At 63.6% G+C, this 19,693-nt stretch carries 22 protein-coding genes; 12 read left to right on the top strand and 10 right to left on the bottom strand.

The window, feature by feature from the left end; all coding sequences use genetic code 11:
* Nucleotides 1–194: 194 nt before the first annotated feature.
* A complete protein-coding gene (gene pdxH / locus J3P88_RS14750) occupies nucleotides 195–842 on the bottom strand; it encodes a pyridoxamine 5'-phosphate oxidase (RefSeq protein ID WP_434576125.1) in 648 nt (215 codons plus the stop codon).
* 215 nt (nucleotides 843–1,057) lie between these two features.
* Nucleotides 1,058–2,590 carry a nitric oxide reductase transcriptional regulator NorR gene (gene norR / locus J3P88_RS14745; RefSeq protein WP_186705773.1) on the bottom strand — a complete coding sequence of 511 codons (1,533 nt, stop codon included), beginning with the start codon at nucleotides 2,588–2,590 and terminating at the stop codon, nucleotides 1,058–1,060.
* Nucleotides 2,591–2,750: 160 nt separating this feature from the next.
* Between norR and ytfE the strand changes: the two genes are divergently transcribed.
* Nucleotides 2,751–3,425, top strand: coding sequence for an iron-sulfur cluster repair protein YtfE (gene ytfE, locus J3P88_RS14740; RefSeq protein WP_186705772.1), 675 nt, complete (start codon nucleotides 2,751–2,753; stop codon nucleotides 3,423–3,425).
* A 135-nt stretch (nucleotides 3,426–3,560) separates the two neighbouring features.
* On the opposite strand, the gene J3P88_RS14735 is transcribed toward ytfE, so the two are convergent.
* Nucleotides 3,561–3,998, bottom strand: coding sequence for a hypothetical protein (locus J3P88_RS14735; RefSeq protein ID WP_434576123.1), 438 nt, complete (start codon nucleotides 3,996–3,998; stop codon nucleotides 3,561–3,563).
* Between the two features lie 25 nt (nucleotides 3,999–4,023).
* Entirely contained in the window at nucleotides 4,024–5,214 is a 1,191-nt protein-coding gene (locus J3P88_RS14730; RefSeq protein WP_434576121.1) for an NnrS family protein, read from the bottom strand.
* Between the two features lie 665 nt (nucleotides 5,215–5,879).
* On the opposite strand from J3P88_RS14730, the gene J3P88_RS14725 reads away from it, so the two are divergent.
* Nucleotides 5,880–6,563, top strand: coding sequence for a Crp/Fnr family transcriptional regulator (locus tag J3P88_RS14725; RefSeq protein WP_186705769.1), 684 nt, complete (start codon nucleotides 5,880–5,882; stop codon nucleotides 6,561–6,563).
* Nucleotides 6,560–6,760 carry a protein DnrP gene (locus J3P88_RS14720; protein ID WP_186729263.1) on the top strand — a complete coding sequence of 67 codons (201 nt, stop codon included), beginning with the start codon at nucleotides 6,560–6,562 and terminating at the stop codon, nucleotides 6,758–6,760. The genes J3P88_RS14725 and J3P88_RS14720 overlap by 4 nt, the downstream gene beginning before the upstream one ends.
* Before the next feature lie 4 nt (nucleotides 6,761–6,764).
* Here J3P88_RS14720 and J3P88_RS14715 read toward each other — a convergent pair whose 3' ends face one another.
* From J3P88_RS14715 to J3P88_RS14690, 6 genes are all read right to left on the bottom strand, one after another.
* Nucleotides 6,765–8,603, bottom strand: coding sequence for a nitric oxide reductase activation protein NorD (locus tag J3P88_RS14715; protein WP_434576118.1), 1,839 nt, complete (start codon nucleotides 8,601–8,603; stop codon nucleotides 6,765–6,767).
* A 178-nt stretch (nucleotides 8,604–8,781) separates the two neighbouring features.
* Nucleotides 8,782–10,209 (bottom strand): cbb3-type cytochrome c oxidase subunit I, encoded by a 1,428-nt coding sequence (locus tag J3P88_RS14710; RefSeq protein ID WP_186705766.1) that lies wholly within the window; start codon nucleotides 10,207–10,209, stop codon nucleotides 8,782–8,784.
* A gap of 3 nt (nucleotides 10,210–10,212) precedes the next feature.
* Nucleotides 10,213–10,653 (bottom strand): c-type cytochrome, encoded by a 441-nt coding sequence (locus J3P88_RS14705; RefSeq protein ID WP_003202495.1) that lies wholly within the window; start codon nucleotides 10,651–10,653, stop codon nucleotides 10,213–10,215.
* A 328-nt stretch (nucleotides 10,654–10,981) separates the two neighbouring features.
* The gene (locus tag J3P88_RS14700; protein ID WP_186704970.1) at nucleotides 10,982–11,227 is read right to left on the bottom strand and encodes a cytochrome C oxidase subunit IV family protein; all 246 of its coding nucleotides are present in this window, start codon (nucleotides 11,225–11,227) and stop codon (nucleotides 10,982–10,984) included.
* A gap of 12 nt (nucleotides 11,228–11,239) precedes the next feature.
* Entirely contained in the window at nucleotides 11,240–11,824 is a 585-nt protein-coding gene (locus J3P88_RS14695; RefSeq protein WP_186704969.1) for a cytochrome c oxidase subunit 3 family protein, read from the bottom strand.
* On the bottom strand, nucleotides 11,808–12,542 hold the full coding sequence (locus J3P88_RS14690; RefSeq protein WP_371856181.1) for a CbbQ/NirQ/NorQ/GpvN family protein: 735 nt from the start codon (nucleotides 12,540–12,542) through the stop codon (nucleotides 11,808–11,810). The genes J3P88_RS14695 and J3P88_RS14690 overlap by 17 nt, the downstream gene beginning before the upstream one ends.
* Nucleotides 12,543–12,810: 268 nt before the next feature.
* Between J3P88_RS14690 and nirS the strand changes: the two genes are divergently transcribed.
* The 9 genes from nirS to nirJ all read left to right on the top strand — a co-directional run bounded on the left by nirS (nucleotide 12,811) and on the right by nirJ (nucleotide 19,687).
* Nucleotides 12,811–14,490, top strand: coding sequence for a nitrite reductase (gene nirS, locus J3P88_RS14685; protein WP_186704968.1), 1,680 nt, complete (start codon nucleotides 12,811–12,813; stop codon nucleotides 14,488–14,490).
* Nucleotides 14,491–14,514: 24 nt separating this feature from the next.
* The gene (locus tag J3P88_RS14680) at nucleotides 14,515–14,823 is read left to right on the top strand and encodes a c-type cytochrome (RefSeq protein WP_186632792.1); all 309 of its coding nucleotides are present in this window, start codon (nucleotides 14,515–14,517) and stop codon (nucleotides 14,821–14,823) included.
* Between the two features lie 180 nt (nucleotides 14,824–15,003).
* On the top strand, nucleotides 15,004–15,333 hold the full coding sequence (locus J3P88_RS14675; RefSeq protein WP_434576115.1) for a c-type cytochrome: 330 nt from the start codon (nucleotides 15,004–15,006) through the stop codon (nucleotides 15,331–15,333).
* Complete coding sequence (locus J3P88_RS14670) at nucleotides 15,330–16,508, top strand: cytochrome D1 domain-containing protein (protein ID WP_434576113.1); 1,179 nt, start codon at nucleotides 15,330–15,332, stop codon at nucleotides 16,506–16,508. The genes J3P88_RS14675 and J3P88_RS14670 overlap by 4 nt, the downstream gene beginning before the upstream one ends.
* Before the next feature lie 2 nt (nucleotides 16,509–16,510).
* On the top strand, nucleotides 16,511–16,969 hold the full coding sequence (locus J3P88_RS14665; RefSeq protein WP_434576111.1) for an Lrp/AsnC family transcriptional regulator: 459 nt from the start codon (nucleotides 16,511–16,513) through the stop codon (nucleotides 16,967–16,969).
* Nucleotides 16,966–17,478 carry a siroheme decarboxylase subunit beta gene (gene ahbB / locus J3P88_RS14660; protein WP_434576109.1) on the top strand — a complete coding sequence of 171 codons (513 nt, stop codon included), beginning with the start codon at nucleotides 16,966–16,968 and terminating at the stop codon, nucleotides 17,476–17,478. Before J3P88_RS14665 ends, ahbB (J3P88_RS14660) begins: the two co-directional genes overlap by 4 nt.
* Entirely contained in the window at nucleotides 17,471–17,914 is a 444-nt protein-coding gene (locus J3P88_RS14655) for an Lrp/AsnC family transcriptional regulator (protein WP_434576108.1), read from the top strand. Before ahbB (J3P88_RS14660) ends, J3P88_RS14655 begins: the two co-directional genes overlap by 8 nt.
* Nucleotides 17,889–18,515 carry a siroheme decarboxylase subunit beta gene (gene ahbB / locus J3P88_RS14650; protein WP_411387432.1) on the top strand — a complete coding sequence of 209 codons (627 nt, stop codon included), beginning with the start codon at nucleotides 17,889–17,891 and terminating at the stop codon, nucleotides 18,513–18,515. Before J3P88_RS14655 ends, ahbB (J3P88_RS14650) begins: the two co-directional genes overlap by 26 nt.
* Nucleotides 18,509–19,687, top strand: a complete 1,179-nt coding sequence (nirJ, locus tag J3P88_RS14645) for a heme d1 biosynthesis radical SAM protein NirJ (RefSeq protein WP_434576106.1) — start codon at nucleotides 18,509–18,511, stop codon at nucleotides 19,685–19,687. The genes ahbB (J3P88_RS14650) and nirJ overlap by 7 nt, the downstream gene beginning before the upstream one ends.
* Nucleotides 19,688–19,693: the final 6 nt, after the last annotated feature.

The raw sequence follows: 19,693 nt of genomic DNA, 5'->3' as shown, positions 1-19,693 counted from the left end.
CCCAGCCTGAACCGCAATCGTTGCCGGGCCTATTCCTCCTTGGAGGTACCTCCCTTGGCACCTCATGCAAGAACGATCCTGTCCCAGTAGGAGCTGACGAGCGAAGCGAGGCTGCGATCTTTCCCGGGCCGCTTGAGTTTCAAGCGAAAGATCAAAAGATCGCAGCCTTCGGCAGCTCCTACAAAGGCACCTATTCAGGGTGCCAGGCGGCTGCGCTGCCAGGCGCCATCCTGCAGGCGGTAGTCGAGACGGTCATGCAAACGGTCGGCGCGGCCCTGCCAGAACTCCAGCCGCTGCGGTTGCAGGCAATAGCCGCCCCAATGCCCAGGGCGCCGCACAGGCTGATCGGCGAAGCGTCGTTCAGTCTGCGTGAGCAAGGTTTCCAGCGCGGCCCGATCCGGCAATGGGCGGCTTTGTGGCGACGCCCAGGCCCCCAGGCGACTGCCTACGGAACGGGATTCGAAATAGGCATCCGACAGCGCAGGATCAAGCTTGTGGACCGGTCCTTCGATGCGTACTTGCCGTTCCAGCCCCGGCCAGAAAAACGTCATGGCGGCCCAGGGATTGGCCGCCAGGTCCTGGCCCTTGAGGCTGTCGTAGTTGCCGAAAAACGAAAAGCCCTGGGCGTCGAACCCCTTGAGCAACAACACCCGGCAGTGAGGCCGGCCCTGGGCGTCCACCGTCGCCAGGGCCATGGCGTTGGCTTCCACGGGCGGACTTTCGGTATCGCGGGCCTGTTGCATCCAGAGCGCGAACAGGGCCAGGGGATCGTCTGGTGCCTGGGCTTCGTCCAGGCCATCGCGGGTGTACTGGCGGCGCATCTTGGCCAGGGAAAGAGGCATGAGGGGGATCTCCACTGTGGGTTTGGGCCAGTGTGGAGTCGACTGCGGTGGTTGGCCTTGATCGTTGTCAATGCGGGCTCTTGCGGTGAATGTGCCGGCCTCTTCGCGAGCAAGCCCGCTCCCACAGGGGATTGGGGGTGATCAGGAAACTGAAGACAATCACAGATCCAATGTGGGAGCGGGCTTGCTCGCGAAGGCGGCAATCCGGTCTGCCGCTACTTAAGCCCCAACCGCCGCGCCAGTTTATGCAGATTGCTCGGGTCAACCTCCAACAACCGCGCCGCCCCCGCCCAGTTCTGCCCGCAACGTTCCAAGGCCTTGAGGATCGCCTGGCGCTGGCAACCATCGACCGCCTCGCTCAAGGGCTGCACGGGCGCCTCCAACGCTTGCAGGGCCTGTTCCGGCAGCGTCTGTGCAGAGCTGCTGCTAGCATTGACATCCAGGTCCAGCACCTGCGGCTCCAGGGTCATGATCAGGCTGCGACTGGCGCCACGACTCAGTTGCTTCAACGCCGCGCGGCTGATGACATGCTCCAGCTCGCGCACATTGCCAGGCCAGCTGTACGCCAGCAACGCCTGTTCGGCCGCCGGTGACAGGCGCAAGCCGCGCAAGCCCAGGCGCGTGCGGTTCAGTTCGAGAAAGTGCCCGGCCAGCATCAACACATCGTGGCCGCGCTCACGCAGCGGCGGGATCGGCACCGGGTAGACCGAGAGCCGGTGATACAGGTCGGCGCGAAACAGCCCATCGCGAATGCTGTCGGGCAAATGCCGGTTGGTGGCGGCGATGATCCGCACATCGACGTGCAGCGGCTTGTCCGCCCCCAGGCGCTGGATCTCGCCGTTCTGCAAGGTGCGCAGCAACTTGGCCTGCACGCTCAACGGCAACTCACCGACCTCATCGAGAAACAGCGTGCCGCCATTGGCCGCATCGAAGCGTCCGGCGCGGTCGGTGGTCGCCCCGGAAAACGCGCCTTTGACGTGGCCGAACAACTCGCTTTCGGCCAGGGACTCGGGCAACGCCGCGCAGTTGACCTGCACCAATGGCTTATGACCGCGCCGGGACAGGCGATGCAGCCGCCGGGCGAACAACTCCTTGCCCACGCCAGTCTCACCCAGCAACAGCACCGGCAATTCGGAATCGGCCAGCACATCCAGCTCGTTGAGCAATTGCTGCAAGCCTTCGCTGCGCCCAAGGATCTCACCCTCCTCGGCTGGCAGGCGCAAGTCGGCCGGGTCGCTGCGCGATGCCCGCAGGCTACGGTTTTCCTGTTCGAGACGGGTGACGCGCACCGCCGCCTCGATCTGCAACGTACACCGCTTGAGTTCCTCCCGGGCGCGGCTGTCGAAGGTGCCGGCGTGCAGCGCATCCAGGGTGATCGCGCCCCAGAGCCGGCCTTCCACGTACAGGCTCACGCCCATGCAGTCATGCACCGGCAGCGGCTCGCCGACGTGGTGGTCGAGCAAGCCGTCATACGGATCGGGCAAACGGCTGTCCGGCTCGAACCAAGTGGGTTCGCGCGAGGCCATGATCGCCGCCAGGCGCGGATGTTGGGCGATCACGAAACGCCGGCCCAGCGCTTCGTGGACCAGGCCCACCGTAGCCACGGGCCTGAGGCTGTCGTCGTCCAGGCGCAGCAGCCCCACGGCGCCACTGTTGAAGTACTCGCGCAGGGTCTGCACCAGGCGCTGCAATCGCACCGCATTGGGCAGCTCGACGATCAGGTCGGCGGCCAGGCTTTCACGCAGCATGGTAGTGATGACCCTCCAGGGTTCGTTTGACCCTTCACAGTCAGGGTGACAATCACCCTGTCAATAATTTAGTGCTTTGTTTTCAATCAGTTGAATCTGGCATGCCGGCTGCAAAGAAGCGCTCATCTGTCCCTCCCGGGATTCAACCCAAGGAAACATGATGAACCTCGATCTGCTGGAACAAAGCCTCGGCCAACTGGCCTGCGACATTCCTGGTGCAACCCGTACCTTCCATCATTACAACCTCGACTTCTGTTGCGGTGGGCAAAAATCCTTGCGCGAAGCGGCGCTGGGCAAAGGCTTGAATCCGTTGCTGATCGCCGACGCCCTCAGCACCCTGCAAGCGGCCGGGGAGCTGGGCCATGACTGGCGCAACGAGCCCCAGGCATTGTTGATCGCCCATATCCTGGAACGCTACCACGCGCGTCATCGCGAACAACTGCCGGAACTGATCCGCCTGGCCCGGCGCGTCGAGACGGTCCATGGCGCCCGGGCCAGTTGCCCCAACGGCCTGGCCGATCACTTGCAGGACATGTATCAGGAACTCGAAGGCCACATGCTCAAGGAGGAACAGGTGCTGTTCCCGATGCTGCAACAAGGCCTGGGCGAACGCGCCTCGGCGCCGATCCAGGTACTGCGCTACGAACACGACCAGCACGGCGACGCCCTGGAAACCATGCTGGCCCTGACCGACCAGATCACCCCACCCTCCGACGCCTGCAACACCTGGCGCGCCCTGTACCGCGGGCTGGTGGAGTTTCGTGATGACCTGATGCAGCACATCCATCTGGAGAACAATGTGTTGTTCGTCAATGCGATGAAGGCTGCTCACTAACCTCAAACAGCACACCACACCTGTGGGAGCGGGCTTGCTCGCGAAGGCGGCGTGTCAGTCAACATCAATACTGACTGATCCACCGTCTTCGCGAGCAAGCCCGCTCCCACAGAGGTTCAGTGCTGTCTCTTCTGCTCAAAACTGCCAATAGAACATCGCCTTCGCCAACACCACGATCAGCACCATGTGCCCCAGGATACTGCGCCGCAGCCAGCAGGCGCGGCTGGGTGTCAGGTGTCCGCTTTTGAGCCAGTACGCCAGCCACAGGTAATGCCCGATGATGCTCAGCGCCAACAGAATCTTCAGGCTCAGCAACAGACCGAAGCTGTTGCTCCACGGCTGGCTCAATGCGCCGCGATGCTGCCAGGCCAGGGCCATGCCGGCGCCGTACAACACCAGCACCACGCCATGCAGCACATGCCGCGAGCGCCGGGCGATCGCCTGGTCAGCGCCGTCCCTGACGATCTGCGTCAAAGGCCCGCGCGCGGCATGCCAGATGAACACCTCGAAAAACAGCGTGCCAATGAAGGCGATGGCCGCCAACAGGTGCGTGACAAGCAAGACCCCGTACATTATCGATTCCCTCTGCCCAACCGGCTCATCCCGGATGCCCATCCACCCGGGCCTTGAGCAGCATCGGCCCATAGCGCCAGGCGTATAAACCAAACGCCAGTGTCCAGCACAGCGCCGCCAGCCACAGCCCGGCCAACGGCAACAGCAACACCAACAGCACCCGGCTCAGGCACGCCAGGTTCAGCAGGATGAATGCCAGGGTCATGCCCGCCGGTGGCTCCAGGGGGCGCCCGGTATGGCCCAGGCTGACACGGGCAATCATCGCCAGGATCAAACCGGCCATGGCGCCGATGGTCAGGCTGTGCACCGCCAGGCTCGGGCTCACCGGCACACCGAAATGCCACAGCGCCATGCCCAGGCAGGCCACCGCCAGCCAAGCGTAGGCCAGGTGCAACGACCACAGCAGTGGCACCCTCCACAAATTCCGATCATGCCAACGCACCAGTCGAATCCCGTGCCCCACCGCCAACGCGGCGAACAACAGGCCAACCCAGACGCTGGCCGCCAGAGCCGGGCCGAAGGCATACAACAACGCCACCAGCGCCGCACCCGCCAGCAACAGGCGATCGAGCCACGGCCAAGGGGCCACGCCTTCGACCCGACCGAGGCCGCGCTGGGTAAAGAATGGAATCACGCGGCCGCCAATCAAGCCCATCATGGCCGCCACCAGCCACAGGCCGGTGAGCACGCTCTGGCGCTGCAAGCCCTCGTTGTGCTGCACCAGGCCGTACACGGATAACCCGTCGGCGGCGGCCAACAGCAGCAACACCAGCACAATCGGGTAATTGCGCTTCTGCCGCACGCGCCACAACATCACGCCCATCAACACCGCGACCGCCAGGGCAAAACCCAACTCCAGCAGCGCCAGCAACGGCCAAGGCGCATCGACCAGCCAGGCGAGCCGCGCGCCCAGCCACAACAACGCCAGCGTTGCCAGGCGCTTGCCGCTGAGCCCCGGGATGCCGGTCCAGGTTTGCACCGCGGTCAGCAGGAACCCGGCGATGATCGCCAAGCCGAAACCGAATAACAGCTCATGCCGGTGCCAGGCCAACCAGCCGCCGGCCGGCTGCCAGGCCGACAACCGCCCGGTAAACGCCGCGAGCCAGAAAGGAACGGCCAACAACGCCAACACACAACCGGCCAGAAAAAACGGCCGAAACGCCAGGCGCCACAGCGGCGCGATGGCCATGGCCTTGCGACGGTCAAGCACTTGCATACACCACTCCTTTGCCTCGCCAGACAGCCAGCGAGGGACGACAAACCAGGGTTCGAATGATCGGCTATCGACGCCGGCCGGCCTTGTCTCAGATCAAGCCAGCGCATCGGCGACCTCCCGTCTCGAACAGGCACTTGCAAGGGGCTTGCCGAAGTGGGTCAGTGTTGGAGTTCAGTAATGCTGTTCAATAGACCTGTGGCGAGGGAGCTTGCTCCCGCTGGGCCGCGAAGCGGCCCCTAAAGCCGCCAAATGCAGAGCATCAGACACTCCGCACCCGCCGATTTACGACTGCTTCGCAGCCGAGCGGGAGCAAGCTCCCTCGCCACAGGTCCATCATTTTTCATGTGTACCGCATGGTGCTCCCACAGGGACTGTAGCTGAACGGGGTATTTAAGACCCTTTCGCGGTTATTTTTACCCTATTGACCCAGGGTCATTTCTACCCTACCCAGCCCCAACGCCCCATGAATCAAAGCCCCCAAGCCTGGCCCGGCTCTTGCTCAGGCACGGCATCACCTTTCTTTGCCGGGGTCCTCCATGAAATCCGTCGTCCTGCCGCTCACCTGGTTCGTCGTGCTCACCTGCGTCGTGGCGCTTGCCAGCGGCCTGTCCCTGAGCCTGGTCTGACCCCGATCACCTCTTTCGCCTTTACAAGGATTCCACGCCATGGTGCTCCACCGCGTCCATCACCAGATTCTGCGCAGCCATCATCTGTTCGAGCCGTTGAACGAAGAACAGCTCGACGAATTGATGAGCAACAGCCAACTGCTGAGCATCGACAGGGGCGATCCGCTGTTCCGTCAGGGAGAGCCGGCGCAGGCGTTTTACTTCGTGATTTCCGGCGCGGTGAAAATCTACCGGCTAACCCCGGACGGCCAGGAAAAAGTCTTCGAAGTGATTGGCGAGCGCCAGACCTTCGCCGAAGCCATGATGTTGATGGACACGCCCAACTACGTCGCGTCCGCCGAAGCCGTCGGCCCGACCCAGCTATATCGGCTGTCCAACGCCACCTACATGCGTCTGCTGCAAAGCAACAGCCGGCTGACCTTCGCCCTGCTCGGCAAGCTCTGCGTGCGTTTGCACCAACGGGTCAACGAGATTGAAACCCTGTCGCTGAAAAACGCCACGCACCGCGTGGTGCGCTATCTGTTGACGCAACTGGTGCGCCTGCAAACCGTCGACAGTCAGTTCGAACTGCCGATGGCCAAGCAGTTGATCGCCGGGCACTTGTCCATCCAGCCGGAAACCTTTTCACGGATCATCCGGCGCCTGATCGATGAAAAGATCATCACCCAGGACGGTCGCCAGATCGCCATTCTCGATCGCCTGCGCCTGGAACAATTCGAATGAGCACGCAGCCCACTTGCCTGTATTGCCAACAGGCCCATCCCGCCGATGCGACCGAATGTCGCCAGTGCGGCATGCCCCTGCCCGCCGAAGCAGCGATGGCCGGCGAGCGTCGGCTGCGGCGCTTCACCTGGTTCTGTGTCGGCTTGACGATCTTCTGCATCGTCATGTTCTTCTGGCTGCCTCGCAGCATCGCCTGAACCCTCAATCCTGAGTCAATTGCCGGTACAACTGCGGTAGACGCAGCGGCAGTTGCTCGGGCTGGCGAATCAAGGTGTAGCCGTTGGCCCCGAACATGTACGGCAGGTAATCCCCCGCTTCGCGGTCGATGGTGATGCAGAACGGCGTCAACCCTTGGCGCCGGGCTTCCAGCACTGCCTGGCGGGTGTCTTCCACACCGTAGCGTCCTTCGTAAAGGTCCAGGTCGTTGGGCTTGCCGTCACTGAGCAGCAACAACAATTTGCGCCGGCGCTTGCAGCCCGCCAGCCGTTGCGTGGCCTGGCGAATCGCTGCGCCCATGCGCGTGTAGTAACCGGGCTTGAGGCCCTGGATCCGTCCGCGAGTGTGATCGTCGTAGCGCTGGTTGAAGGCCTTGAGTTCATGCAGGCGCACCTGCTGGCGACGCAGGGACGAGAACCCGTACAACGCGAAGTCATCCCCCAGCACCGACAGAGTTTCACCGAACAGCAACAGGCTGTCGCGGATCACGTCGATCACCCGGTGCTCGTCATTGAGGTGGGCATCGGTGGACATCGACAGGTCGGCCAGCAGCAGGCAGGCCAGGTCGCGGCGAGTCTGGCGCTGGTCCATGAACAGTCCGCGTTCGCTGCATTGGCCATGTTGGCGCTCGACGTGAAAATCCAGCCAGGCTTGCAGGTCCAGTTCCGAGCCTTGGGTTTGCTGGCGCAACCATTGGCGGTCGTTGCGCAAGTGTTCGAACTGGCGACGCAGGCGCTGGGCCGAGGTTCGCAAGCGTGCCGGCAGCGGCTGCGGCTGACAATCGCGGGGGGTGAACGTTTGCAGGCTGACGAAGTCGTCCTGCAGGCGTTGCTTGCGATAATCCCATTCCGGCAACAGGATGCCCGCGCCCAACGGGATGTCGTCCACATCGGCCGGAGGCAGGTCCAGGTGCAGCTTCAAGCCACCGCCCTTGCGCACGCGGGTGCGGGAAAGCGTCAACTGATCCAAGTCCTCGGCGACGCGAGCGGCGTCCGGGTCTTCGCGGTCATCCGCCCAGCGATCCAGGTCGACATGTTCGGTCCAGCTGAACAGGTTTTCCAGGCGCACGATCAGCAGGCCACCGTCACGGCTGGTGTCATCGATTCGCTCGGCGCGCTTGCGGCCGCCCTGTTGTTCGCCGGGCGGTGTCGCCAGGTATTGCTCGGACTCCTCGAGGTTGGCGGCCTGGGGATTGGCCAGGTGTTGGGGTGGGTAGAGCCACAGTGGCAACGGCCAGGCGGCCCGCTCGCTGCGGGGAAAATGTTCGACGCTGCCCGGTTCGCGCAAGGCTTGGCACAACGCCCGCTCCAAAGCGGCTTCGGCCGGGTTGAGCGTCGCCGGATCGGGGCGCAGGGACAGGTGCGCGTCCACCAGTCGCCGGTAGCGCGGGCGCAGCGCCGGGTAGCGCTTCAACACCGCCAGGGTCCAGCGCTGATTGTCCCGACCCCAATGCTTCATCGGTCCCGACTGCGCGGCCAGCAAGGCCAGCCAGCGATACAACTCTTGGTTGAGCTCGACATCGGGGAACGCCGCCAGGCTCGCCGGCAAGCGCAGATTGTCGCCGTCGCACCAGGCCAGGGGCACTTGCTTGCAGGTGCCGGCGATCTGCTGCATCAGGTTGCGCCGCAGCAGCAGGTCGCGGTCACTGACCGCTTCCAGCCCCAGGTGCGGGGCACCGCCGGTGGCGCGAAACAGCACCTGCAGCGAGCGTTGCCGCGGGATTAGCTCGACCCGTGCTTCAGGAAAATCGGCACTGGCCCGGCGGGTGATGAAACGGTGCCAGACACTGCCGACCCATTCTTCCAGCTCCAGGGTGAATGCCATGGTTACTCTCCTATCAACCCATTGCAGTGAAGAGACTGGCTCATACTGCTTTTGTGGCGAGGGAGCTTGCTCCCGCTTGGGTGCGAAGCGCCCGTCAAAAAGGGTCTGCTGCGCAGCCCAGCGGGAGCAAGCTCCCTCGCCACAAAAGCTCTCTCGCCACGAGTTCAGCGGTGGCTTTTCAAGAAGGCACCACCGCCGCCGGTGCACGCAGGGCCGCGCGGCCACGTTGACGGAAGCTGAACAGGTAGCAGAGCAGCCCGGCCAGGAACCCGACGCCGCTGACCAGTCGCGCCCAGAACAGCGGCTTCAGATGATCCATCGTCGCCATGAACGGCAAGGCACTGCCATCCTCCATCCAACGTTGCAACCAGACCTGGACGACACCGGCCGCGGTGAGGAACAAGGTGATCATCACCATCGACAGGGTCATCAACCAGAAGCCCCAGATCTCCAGCCGCTGGGAACGTTCGTCCGCCGCTTCGCCCAAGCCGCGCAAGCGTGGCATGGCGTAGCTGATCAGCGTCATCACGATCATCGCGTAGGCACCGTAGAAGGCCAGGTGACCGTGGGCCGCGGTCAGTTGCGAACCGTGGGTGTAGTAGTTGACCGGCGCCAGGGTGTGCAGGAAACCCCAGACCCCTGCGCCGAAGAACGCGGTGACGGTGGTGCCCTTGGCCCACAAGGTCGCGGCGCGGTTCGGGTGATGCCGACGGCGGTTCTTCACCATGCTGAAGGCGAAGACCACCATCGCCAGGAACGGCAGTGGTTCCATCGCCGAGAAGATCGAACCGACCCACAGCCAGACCTCGGGCGCGCCGATCCAGAAGAAGTGGTGACCGGTGCCGATGATGCCGGTGATCAGTGCCATGGCGATGATCACGTAGAGCCATTTTTCCACCACTTCCCGGTCCACGCCGGTGATCTTGATCAGGACGAAGGCAAGCATCGAACCCATGATCAATTCCCAGACGCCTTCCACCCAAAGATGCACCACCCACCACCAGTAGAACTTGTCGCGGGCGAGGTTTTCCGGGTTGTAGAAGGAGAACAGGAAGAACACCGCCAGGCCGATCAGGCCGGTCATCATCACCATGCTGACGGTGGTCTTGCGACCTTTGAGCAAGGTCATGCCGATGTTGTAGAGGAACCCCAGGCACACCACGACGATGCCCATCTTGGTGATCGTCGGCTGCTCCAGGAACTCCCGCCCCATGGTCGGCAGCAAGTCGTTGCCGGTGAACTTCGCCAGCGTCGCATAAGGTACCGAGAGGTAGCCCAGGATCGTCGCCACGCCTGCGGCGGCGAATACCCAGAACAGCAACAGTGCCAGTTTCGGGCTGTGCAGTTCGCGATCGGCCTCCTCCGGGATCAGGTAATACGCCGCGCCCATGAAGCCGAACAGCAGCCAGACGATCAGCAGGTTGGTGTGGACCATGCGGGCCACGTTGAAAGGGATCAGCGGGAACAGGAAGTCGCCGACCACGTATTGCAAGCCCATGATCAAACCGAACAGCACCTGCCCGAGGAACAGCATCAGGGCAAACACGAAGTAGGGTTTGGCGACGGCCTGCGAGGCGAATTTCAGATGCGGATTAGCCATGCTCATCTCTCAGCCCTCCTTGTTTGGCGGCCAGCCATTGGTGTTGATTTTCGAGCTCCACTTGAGGAACTCGGCGATGTCGTCGACCTCTTGCTCGCTCAGGTTGAACTGCGGCATGGCCCGACGACCCGGAACGTTCAGCGGCTGCATTTTCATCCAGGCCTGCAGGAATGGCTTGAAAGCCTCGTCGCCACCGCGCCGGTTGACCACGTTGCCCAGCTCCGGCGCGAAATACGCGCCCTCGCCCAGCAGGGTATGGCAGCCGATGCAGTTGTTGCGCTCCCAGACGCCCTTGCCGCGTATCACCGATTCCGTCAATTGCGCCTGGTTGCTGCGTTCGGGAAAGGTCTGTTCCGTGTGGTAGGTCAGGGCCAGGAATATCAGGAAGAAGAAGATGCTTCCCCCGAAGTAAATATTCCTGGCCATGCCTTTGGTGAAGGTATCTGACATGGTCACTTCCTCATTGCTTGGCGTGACCATTCTAGGAAGCCAGGGGTCCGGAACCGCTTGATGGCGATCAAGAATCTCCGATGGTTTTGGTGGGTTGTTCCAACACCGCCCGAAAAGGCGGGTGAGCTTTTGTGTTTTGCTGGGGTGTTCCAACACTGCCAGAAAGGCAGATGAGCTTTTGTGGCGAGGGAGCTTGCTCCCGCTGGGTTGCGAAGCGACCCTAAAACCTGCTGGCGCGGTGTGTCAGATGGATTGAGTCGTTGCTGTTGGGGCCGCTTCGCAGCCCAGCGGGAGCAAGCTCCCTCGCCACAGGGGGGAATGTCGGGCGTCAGAGCGCGAACGAGATCGCAATCGCCAGCACCACCGCCCAGCTCAACACCAACCACCGCCACAACCGCGGCGCATGGCGCAGCTCCATGAAACCGTCGGCGATCAGCCAGGCCTTGGTCACCGCGACCGCCAGGATGGCGATGGACACCAGCCCGCTGGCGGCGATCTGACCGAGGGCGACGGTGCCGCTGCTCAGCACAGCCAGCGCCATCCAGCAGGCGATCAAGACACGGGAAGCCGACATGAGCACCTCCGCTCAATCAAGGATGTAGACCACTGGGAACAACAGCACCCAGACCAGATCGACCATATGCCAATACAACACGCCGGACTCCAACCCGCTGTGTTCCTGCGCACCGTAGCGCCGACGTAGGCAACCCTCGGCCAGCCAGGCAAGAATCACCATGCCCAGCAACACATGGAGGAAATGAAACGCGGTGAGGATCCAGTACAAGGTGAAGAACGTGTCGTGCTCCATCCCCAGCCCGTTCGCCAAGAGATGGGCATACTCCGTGAGTTTGATCGCCACATAACCGCAAGCGAGCAACAACGCCCCGCACAACAACAGCGCGGCTCGACGCGGCCGGTCCTGCCTGACTTGCTCCTGGGCCAGGGCGGCGAACAGGCCGGCGGTGAGCAAGCTGAGGGTCATCGCCAGGCCCGTGGACCGGTCCAGCAACTGCCGGCCCTCGCTGAACATCTGCGGGTGCAACGCCTGGGCAACGGTGAACGCCAGGATCAACAGCGCGAACACCGACAACTCGGCGAGGATGAAAAACCACATCGCCAGATCCCCGGGCAACCGCCGGGACACGCCAGCGGTTTCAGCCGAAGTGGACATCGACCACATCCATCAACGCGGCAACGGTCTGCGGGTCGTCACTCAACGGCTCGGCCAGGCAGGCCAGGCAGGCTTGGCGCGGGTCCATGCCCGAGCCGATCATGCGCGCGGCGAAAATCAGCAGGCGCGTCGAGGCGACTTCCTCCAGGTCATGCTGATCGAGCCGGCGCAGCGCTTGCCCCAATCGCACCACCTGGGCCGCCAGGGCCAGATCAACCCCCGCCTCGCGGGCGACGATGCGTTCTTCATCGGCCACCGCCGGATAGCCAAAGCGCATCGCCACGAAACGCTGGCGCGTGCTGGGCTTCATGCCCTTGAGCAGGTTCTGGTAACCGGGGTTGTACGACACCACCAGCATGAACGACGGCGGCGCCTGCAGCACTTCGCCGGTGCGCTCCAGGTACAACTGACGCCGATCATCGGCCAGGGGGTGCAGCACCACCGCCGTGTCCTGGCGCGCCTCGACCACCTCATCCAGATAACAGATGCCGCCCTCGCGCACGGCCCGGGTCAAGGGCCCGTCCTGCCACCAGGTGCCTTGGGCGCCGATCAGGTGACGGCCCACCAGGTCGGCCGCACTCAAGTCATCGTGGCAAGCGACGGTGTACAGCGGCAGTTTCAGGCGGTGGGCCATGTGCTGGACGAAACGGGTCTTGCCGCAGCCGGTGGGACCTTTGATCAGCACCGGCATGCCGTGATGCCAGGCTTGTTCGAACATCGCCTGTTCGTTGTCCTGGGGTTGATAAAAGGGTTCGTCGGGGTGCTGCAAAGTGTGGATAGCGTTCATGGCGAGGGCCTGATCAGACAACACGATTGCCGGCCACGCTACGGTGCCCTGCGACAACCTGGCAAGGGCGGCGGCCGGCAAACTTGATCGCCGTCAAGCGGCTCACCACCGCCCTGGGCATAGCCTTGCATCGCACCAAGAACCTGCGCGCCAAACGTCATTTACAGCGCAGCGCGGGTCATGCCTGAGGAGAAATGGAATGCTGATCAGCCACAAAAAAACGTGGGCCCTGAGGGTGACGGCGCTGTGTACAGCGCTGGTTGCTCCCTACGCCTTCGCCGACCAACCCACCACGCCGGAGTCACCCCGGGTGGTCAAGACCGAAGGCGCGCCGGACCTGAGCCAGGCCGACTTCGACTCGGCCAAGGAAATCTATTTCCAACGCTGCGCCGGCTGCCACGGGGTCCTGCGCAAAGGCGCCACCGGCAAGCCGCTGACACCCGACATCACCCAGTCCCGCGGCCAGGCTTACCTGGAAGCGCTGATCACCTATGGCTCGCCCGCCGGCATGCCGAACTGGGGCACCTCCAACGCCCTGACCAAAGACCAGATCACGGTGATGGCCAAATTCATCCAGCACACCCCGCCGACGCCGCCGGAATGGGGCATGGCCGAAACCCTCAAGACCTGGAAGGTCCTGGTCAAACCCGAGGACCGCCCGACCAAGCAGCTCAACAACCTCAACCTGCAAAACCTGTTTTCAGTCACCCTGCGCGACGACGGCAAGATTGCCTTGATCGACGGTGACAGCAAGAAAATCGTCAAGCTGATCGACACCGGTTACGCGGTGCACATCTCGCGAATCTCGGCGTCGGGGCGCTACCTGCTGGTGATCGGCCGGGACGCCAAGATCGACATGATCGACCTGTGGCCGAAAGAGCCGACCAAGGTCGCGGAAATCAAGGTCGGTATCGAGGCCCGTTCGGTGGAAACCTCCAAATTCAAGGGCTACGAGGACAAGTACACCGTCGCCGGTTCGTACTGGCCGCCGCAGTTCACCATCATGGACGGCGAGACCCTGGAGCCCAAGCAGATCGTCTCGACCCGGGGCATGACCGTCGACACCCAGCAATACCATCCCGAGCCGCGCGTCGCGGCGATCATCGCCTCCCACGAGTGGCCGGAGTTCATCGTCAACGTCAAGGAAACCGGCAAGGTGATGCTGGTCAACTACCAGGACATCAAGAACCTCACCATCACCAGCATCGACGCCGCACCGTTCCTCCATGACGGCGGTTGGGACAGCAGTCATCGCTACTTCATGACGGCCGCCAACAATTCCAACAAGGTCGCGGTGATCGACTCCAAGGAACGCAAGCTCACCGCCCTGGTGGACGTGGGCAAGACCCCGCACCCAGGCCGCGGCGCCAACTTCAACCATCCACTCTATGGACCGGTGTGGGCCACCAGTCACTTGGGTGACGCCGGGGTTTCGCTGATCGGCACCGACCCGGTCAAGCATCCGCAATACGCCTGGAAACAGGTCGCTTCGCTCCAAGGCCAAGGCGGCGGTTCTCTGTTCATCAAGACCCACCCCGCGTCGCGCCACCTGTATGTCGACACCACCCTCAGCCCCGACGCCAAGCTCAGCCAGTCGGTGGCGGTGTTCAACATCGACAAGCTTGACGCCGGCTACACCGTGCTGCCGATTGCCGAGTACGCCGGCATCAAAAAAGGTGCGTTGCGCGTGGTGCAACCGGAATACAACAAGGCCGGCGACGAGGTCTGGTTCTCGGTCTGGAGCGGCCAGGAAGACGAGTCGGCACTGGTGGTGATCGACGACAAGACCCTCAAGGTCAAGAACGTGATCAAGGACAAGCGTCTGATCACCCCCACCGGAAAATTCAACGTCTACAACACCCAACACGACATCTATTGAGCCCCATCAATAAGAGGAAAAACCATGAAGCCTATTCTGATCGCACTGGCCTTGACGGCCGCCTACAGCCTGCCGGCCTTGGCGCAAGACGGCCCGACCCTGTTCAAGAGCAAGCCCTGCGCGGCCTGTCACTCCATCGACACCAAGGTGGTGGGCCCGGCGCTCAAGGAAGTCGCGGCGAAAAACGCCGGCGTCGCGGGGGCCGAGGCGGTACTGGCCAAACACATCAAGGAAGGGACGCAAGGCAACTGGGGACCGATGCCGATGCCGGCCAACCCGGTGACAGAGGAAGAAGCCAAGATCCTCGCGGCGTGGGTCTTGACCCTTAAATAACTGGGCAGGATCTGCCTGATGCCTGTGGCGAGGGAGCTTGCTCCCGCTGGGCTGCGAAGCGGCCCCAAATAGCAACCTGACGACTCGCTGTGTCAGGCAAACCCAAGGGGCTGCTGCGCAGCCCAGCGGGAGCAAGCTCCCTCGCCACAAAAGCCGTGCAATTTTGTTCAGGAGGACGTCATGGAACGACACCACTTCACCACCTCGATAACCGCCCTCCTCTTCGTTTTCTCCGCCTGTGTGCTGGCCGCTCCCGACAGCCAGCGCCAGGCCCAACTGCAACACCTGCTGGACCAGGATTGCGGCGCCTGCCACGGCCTGTACCTGACCGGTGGCCTCGGCCCGCCCCTGACCCACGAAGCCCTGGCCGGAAAATCCCGCGACAGCCTCATCGCCACCGTCACCCTCGGCCGGCCCGGCAGCGCCATGCCCGGTTGGGCCGCGCTGCTCGAACCCGACGACATCCGCTGGCTGGTGGACCGGCTCCTTCAAGGAAAACCCGCCCCATGATCCGTTCTCTCCTGTCCTCCACGGCCATCGCCCTGCTGCTCTGCGGTTGCGCCCAGACACCGTTGCGCGGCACCGGCGATTTGGGCGTGGTGGTGGAACGCGCCAGCGGCAGCCTGCAAATCATCGAAAGTGACACCTGCACCGCCCTGGGCCGTGTCGAAGGCCTAGGCGACCTGTCCCACGCCTCGGTGGTGTTCTCCCGCGACCAGCGCTACGCCTATGTGTTCGGTCGCGACGGTGGCCTGAGCAAAGTCGACCTGCTGGGCGCACAAATCGAGCGGCGGATCATCCAGGGCGGCAACAGCATCGGCGGCGCAATCAGCCAGGACGGCAAGCTGATCGCTGTCTCCAACTACGAGCCCGGCGGCGTCAAGGTATTCGATGCCCAGACCCTGGAACAGGTCGCCGACATCCCGGCCACGCCATTGCCCGGCGGCCAGAAACGTTCACGCGTGGTCGGCTTGGTGGATGCACCGGGACAACGCTTCGTGTTCAGCCTGTTCGACACCGGCGAGATCTGGACCGCCGACTTCAGCCAGGGCCTTACCCCGCGCATCGAGCGTTTCACCGCCATCGGCCAGCAACCCTACGACGCCCTGATCACCCCCGACGGGCGTTATTACATGGCCGGGCTGTTCGGCGAGGACGGCATGGCCCAGCTCGACCTCTGGCACCCGGAGCGCGGCGTGAAACGGCTGCTCGGGCACTACGGACGCGGCCAGGACAAGTTGCCGGTGTACAAGATGCCGCATCTGGAAGGCTGGGCCATGGCCGACCAACAAGCCTTCGTACCCGCCGTCGGGCATCACCAGGTGTTGGTGATGAATGCCCAGGACTGGCAGCAGACCGACGCCATCGCCGTGGCCGGCCAACCGGTGTTCGTCACGGCGCGACCGGATGGCCGGCAACTGTGGGTCAACTTCGCTTATCCGGACAACGACCGCGTCCAGGTCATCGACACCCAGACCCACGCCATCGTCGCCGACCTACGGCCAGGCCCGGCGGTGCTGCACATGGAATTCACCGCACGGGGTGACCAGTTGTGGCTGTCCGCCCGGGACGGTGGCGAGGTCCAGGTCTGGAACCCGTATCGGCTCGAACGCCTGGGCAGCCTACCGGCCCTGAGCCCGAGCGGCATTTTCTTCAGCAGTCGCGCACACAAGTCGGGGTACTGACCATGACACCCAGCTCACTGGCCCGGCGCCTGATCGATCGATTCCAGCATGGCCTGCCATTGTGCGCCGAGCCCTATCGGGCCATGGCCGAGGCCCTGGGCTGCAGCGAAGCCCAGGTCATCGATTGCCTGCACCACCTGCACGTGGCCGGGACCTTATCGCGGGTCGGCCCGGTGTTCGAACACACCCGCGCCGGGGCCAGCACCCTCGTCGCCCTGGCCGTGCCCGAAGACCGCCTGCACCAGGTGGCGGCACGCGTCAGCCAATACCCGGAAGTCAATCACAACTATGCCCGGGAACATCGCTACAACCTCTGGTTCGTGCTGACCGGCCCCAACCGGGCGCACCTGGACAACATCCTCCAGGAACTGGAACACGACACCGGTCTCACGCCCCTGGACCTGCCCATGCTCACCGCCTACCGCATCGACCTGGGCTTTGCCCTGGAGGCCACCCCATGAACCTCACCCTGAGCGAACAACAGTCACTGGCCTTGCGCCGCCTGCTGGAAACCGGCCTGCCCCTGACATCTCGTCCCTTCCAGGCCTTGGCCGAACAGATCGAGGCCAGCGAGCCACAAGTGCTCGAACAGGTGCAGCGCTGGCATGAACAGGGCCTGTTCCGTCGTGTCGGCCTGGTGGTCAACCATCGCGCCTTGGGGTTTGCCGCTAACGCCATGCTGGTGCTGGATGTGCCGGACGCCCTGGTCGATGAAGTCGGTCGGCGCCTCGGCCAGGCCCCGGGCATCAGCCTTTGCTACCAGCGTCCACGGCGCCTGCCCCAGTGGCAATACAACCTGTTCTGCATGATCCACGGGCGCCAGCGTGACCGCGTCGAGGCCCAGGTCCAGGCGCTGCTGGAAGAACACCTGCTGGACGACCTGCCCCACCAGCTGCTGTTCAGCACGCACCTGTTCAAGCAATGCGGCGGACGTTTCGCCGCACCGGTCGGAGCCCGCAGCGATGGATGACCTCGACCGGCGCCTGATCAATCGCCTGCAATTGGGCCTGCCACTGGTCCGTCATCCTTGGCAGGCCCTGGCCGAGGAACTGGACAGCAATGCGACCGAACTGCTCGACCGCCTGCATGAACTGCTCAACGACGGCGTGCTGACCCGCTTCGGCCCGATGTTCGACATCGATCGCCTGGGCGGTGCGTTCACCCTGGCGGCACTGGCGGTGCCCGAATCGCGCTTCGAAACCATCGCCGAGCTGCTCGCGGACATGCCCGAAGTCGCCCACAACTACCGCCGCGAACACATCTGGAACATGTGGTTCGTGCTCGCCTGCCCCAGCGAACAGGCGATCAACGACACCCTGCTGCGCATCGAGCACCTGACCGGCCTGGTGCCGCTGAACCTGCCCAAAGAGGAGACCTACCATGTCGGCCTGTACTTCCCCGTCTGAGTCGTTGTGGCAAGCGCCGCCATGGCTGGATGAAACGCCCTTGGCCCTGCGTTTGGTGGAACTGACCCAGGCCGGCCTGCCCTTGCTCGAAGACCCCTGGGCCTGGCTGGCCGAACAACTGGGCTTGAGCGTGGAATCCACCCTCGACCTGCTCAAGCGCCTGCAGGCCGAAGGCGCGATCCGGCGCATCGCCGCCGTGCCCAATCACTATCGCCTGGGTTATCGCCACAACGGCATGACGGTGTGGGACGTGGCCGATGCCGATATCGCACGCCTCGGCGCCCTGCTGGGAGCACAGCCCTTTGTCAGCCACTGCTATCGGCGCCCGCGCCGACCCGGTTGGCGCTACAACCTGTTCGCCATGGTCCACGGCCGCAGCCGCGACGAAATCGACCGCTACCGCGAACACCTGCGCTATTTGCTGGGGGACGCCTGCGCCGCCGACGACATGCTGGTGAGCAGCCGTATCCTGAAAAAAACCGGCCTGCGGCTGTCGCCTGTGGGAGCAAAGCTTGCTCGCGAAACAGGGGCGTCGGTTTCTGAAGAGCGGCATCAGCTTCATCGCGGGCAAGCCTTGCTCCCACGGAGCGACTTATGTTGAGGATCAGCCACTACCTGCGGGCCCTGGCCGGGCATTGCCCCGCCCCACGCGTCGCGCCACCGGGCAGCCAGCGCCCGCCGGTGGTGATCTGGAACTTGCTCAGGCGTTGCAACCTGACCTGCAAGCACTGTTACGCAACATCCGCCGACAGCGTGTTTCGCGATGAACTGGACACAGCGGCGGCGCTCCAGGTCATCGATGACCTGCATGATGCCGGTGTGCGCGTGCTGATCCTGTCCGGCGGCGAACCCCTGCTGCGCGACGATCTGTTCCAGCTCAGCGCCTATGCTCGCGACAAAGGTTTTTTCCTGGCCCTGTCCACCAACGGCACATTGATCGACGCCACCAACATCGAACTGATTGCCGCGGCGAACTTCGACTACGTCGGCATCAGCATCGATGGCCTGGAAGCGACCCACGATGAATTCCGCCAGCTCAAGGGCAGTTTCGCCAGTTCCATGGCGGCCATCCGGCTCTGCCGCGAACAAGGGATCCGGGTCGGGTTGCGCACCACCCTCACCCAGCAAAACCATGCCCAGCTGCCACGATTGCTGGACTTGATGGATGAATACGACGTACAGAAATTCTACCTGTCGCACCTCAACTACAGCGGCCGCGGCAAGCGCAGTCGCAAGCTCGATGCCCAGCAGCAGATGAGCCGCGAGGCCATGGACTTGATCTTCGAACGGGCCTGGCGCGACATCGAACAGGGCCGCGACAGTGATTTCGTCAGTGGCAACAACGATGCCGATGCGATCCTCTTGCTGCACTGGGTATCCCGGCGCTTGCCCCAGCACTACGCCGCACTGGAGCAGATGCTGCGGGCCTGGGGCGGCAATGCCTCGGGCAGCGGCATTGCCAACATCGACAATACCGGCGAGGTCCACCCCGATACCTACTGGTGGCAGCACTCGGTGGGCAACGTGCGCCAGACAGCGTTCAAGACCCTCTGGTCAGAGCGCCCCGATGCCCTGCTCTCGAAGCTGCGCGAACACCCCCGGGCCGTGGGCGGCCGCTGCGGGCAATGCCGATGGCTGGACATCTGCAACGGCAATACCCGCACCCGCGCCTGGGCCGACGGCGACCTGTGGGGCCAGGACCCCGGCTGCCACCTCAGCGATGACGAAATTGGCCTGCACCCGATCCCCAGCGTTGCGCTGCCCTGCGCCTGATGAACC

The organism is Pseudomonas sp. Z3-6 (assembly GCF_051131985.1).
In the GTDB taxonomy this organism is placed as follows: Bacteria; Pseudomonadota; Gammaproteobacteria; order Pseudomonadales; family Pseudomonadaceae; genus Aquipseudomonas; species Aquipseudomonas zanjanensis.
The sequence above is the reverse complement of the archived record's forward strand: the minus strand, read 5'-3'. Positions and strand labels throughout refer to the sequence as shown.

What these genes read in the sequence shown, in the direction of transcription:
- J3P88_RS14720 (WP_186729263.1), top strand. Translation starts at nt 6,560, where the DNA reads ATGAGCACGCAGCCCACTTGCCTGTATTGCCAACAGGCCCATCCCGCC.
- nirJ (WP_434576106.1), top strand. Translation starts at nt 18,509, where the DNA reads ATGTTGAGGATCAGCCACTACCTGCGGGCCCTGGCCGGGCATTGCCCC.
- ahbB (WP_411387432.1), top strand. Translation starts at nt 17,889, where the DNA reads ATGTCGGCCTGTACTTCCCCGTCTGAGTCGTTGTGGCAAGCGCCGCCA.
- pdxH (WP_434576125.1), bottom strand. Translation starts at nt 842, where the DNA reads ATGCCTCTTTCCCTGGCCAAGATGCGCCGCCAGTACACCCGCGATGGC.
- J3P88_RS14735 (WP_434576123.1), bottom strand. Translation starts at nt 3,998, where the DNA reads ATGTACGGGGTCTTGCTTGTCACGCACCTGTTGGCGGCCATCGCCTTC.
- J3P88_RS14675 (WP_434576115.1), top strand. Translation starts at nt 15,004, where the DNA reads ATGGAACGACACCACTTCACCACCTCGATAACCGCCCTCCTCTTCGTT.
- J3P88_RS14655 (WP_434576108.1), top strand. Translation starts at nt 17,471, where the DNA reads ATGGATGACCTCGACCGGCGCCTGATCAATCGCCTGCAATTGGGCCTG.
- nirS (WP_186704968.1), top strand. Translation starts at nt 12,811, where the DNA reads ATGCTGATCAGCCACAAAAAAACGTGGGCCCTGAGGGTGACGGCGCTG.
- norR (WP_186705773.1), bottom strand. Translation starts at nt 2,590, where the DNA reads ATGCTGCGTGAAAGCCTGGCCGCCGACCTGATCGTCGAGCTGCCCAAT.
- J3P88_RS14680 (WP_186632792.1), top strand. Translation starts at nt 14,515, where the DNA reads ATGAAGCCTATTCTGATCGCACTGGCCTTGACGGCCGCCTACAGCCTG.
- J3P88_RS14690 (WP_371856181.1), bottom strand. Translation starts at nt 12,542, where the DNA reads ATGTTCGAACAAGCCTGGCATCACGGCATGCCGGTGCTGATCAAAGGT.
- J3P88_RS14700 (WP_186704970.1), bottom strand. Translation starts at nt 11,227, where the DNA reads ATGTCGGCTTCCCGTGTCTTGATCGCCTGCTGGATGGCGCTGGCTGTG.
- J3P88_RS14695 (WP_186704969.1), bottom strand. Translation starts at nt 11,824, where the DNA reads ATGTCCACTTCGGCTGAAACCGCTGGCGTGTCCCGGCGGTTGCCCGGG.
- J3P88_RS14715 (WP_434576118.1), bottom strand. Translation starts at nt 8,603, where the DNA reads ATGGCATTCACCCTGGAGCTGGAAGAATGGGTCGGCAGTGTCTGGCAC.
- J3P88_RS14710 (WP_186705766.1), bottom strand. Translation starts at nt 10,209, where the DNA reads ATGAGCATGGCTAATCCGCATCTGAAATTCGCCTCGCAGGCCGTCGCC.
- J3P88_RS14725 (WP_186705769.1), top strand. Translation starts at nt 5,880, where the DNA reads ATGGTGCTCCACCGCGTCCATCACCAGATTCTGCGCAGCCATCATCTG.
- J3P88_RS14665 (WP_434576111.1), top strand. Translation starts at nt 16,511, where the DNA reads ATGACACCCAGCTCACTGGCCCGGCGCCTGATCGATCGATTCCAGCAT.
- J3P88_RS14730 (WP_434576121.1), bottom strand. Translation starts at nt 5,214, where the DNA reads ATGCAAGTGCTTGACCGTCGCAAGGCCATGGCCATCGCGCCGCTGTGG.
- ahbB (WP_434576109.1), top strand. Translation starts at nt 16,966, where the DNA reads ATGAACCTCACCCTGAGCGAACAACAGTCACTGGCCTTGCGCCGCCTG.
- ytfE (WP_186705772.1), top strand. Translation starts at nt 2,751, where the DNA reads ATGAACCTCGATCTGCTGGAACAAAGCCTCGGCCAACTGGCCTGCGAC.
- J3P88_RS14670 (WP_434576113.1), top strand. Translation starts at nt 15,330, where the DNA reads ATGATCCGTTCTCTCCTGTCCTCCACGGCCATCGCCCTGCTGCTCTGC.
- J3P88_RS14705 (WP_003202495.1), bottom strand. Translation starts at nt 10,653, where the DNA reads ATGTCAGATACCTTCACCAAAGGCATGGCCAGGAATATTTACTTCGGG.